Source organism: Rhodococcus sp. IEGM 1408, from assembly GCF_033142235.1.
Classification (GTDB): Bacteria; Actinomycetota; Actinomycetes; order Mycobacteriales; family Mycobacteriaceae; genus Dietzia.
Genome location: NZ_JAWLRW010000052.1, coordinates 1 through 529, shown reverse-complemented (window position 1 = coordinate 529; position 529 = coordinate 1). Strand labels below are relative to the sequence as shown.

Annotated in this window: 1 protein-coding gene; it reads left to right on the top strand. The window is 64.3% G+C overall.

The window, feature by feature from the left end; genetic code table 11:
• Positions 1 to 529: condensation domain-containing protein (locus tag R4P08_RS18450; RefSeq protein ID WP_317815315.1), on the top strand; the 529-nt coding region annotated here is incomplete at both ends.

Genomic DNA, 529 nt, shown 5'->3' with positions numbered 1-529 from the left:
GTTGCGCACCATCTATCCCGACATCGACGGCAGCGGCTATCAGCAGGTGCTCGACGAGGCCGATGCGCAGGTCGACACGGCCGCGGTTTCCGTCACCCGTGACAGCGCCTTGGCCGACGTCACCGAATTCTTCAGCCGTGGATTCGACGTGACGGTCGAAATTCCGTTCCGCGTTCGGCTGTTCGAGGTCACCGACCCCGCCGGTCCGATGCCGGAGTACGTATTGGCCTTCGTGGCACACCACATCTCGGCCGACGGGCTGTCGATGGCTCCGCTGTCTCGGGACGTGATGACGGCATATCTCGCGCGACGCAGTGGATCGGCACCGCAGTGGACGCCGCTGCCGGTTCAGTACGTCGACTACACGCTGTGGCAACTCGACATGCTCGGTTCCGAATCGGACCCGAAATCCGTCGCCAGCAAGCAGATTCAGTACTGGCAGCACGCACTCGACGGCCTACCCGAACAACTGGATTTACCCTCCGACCGGCCGCTCCCCCGAGTAGCGTCGGGACGAGGGGCGGTGGTG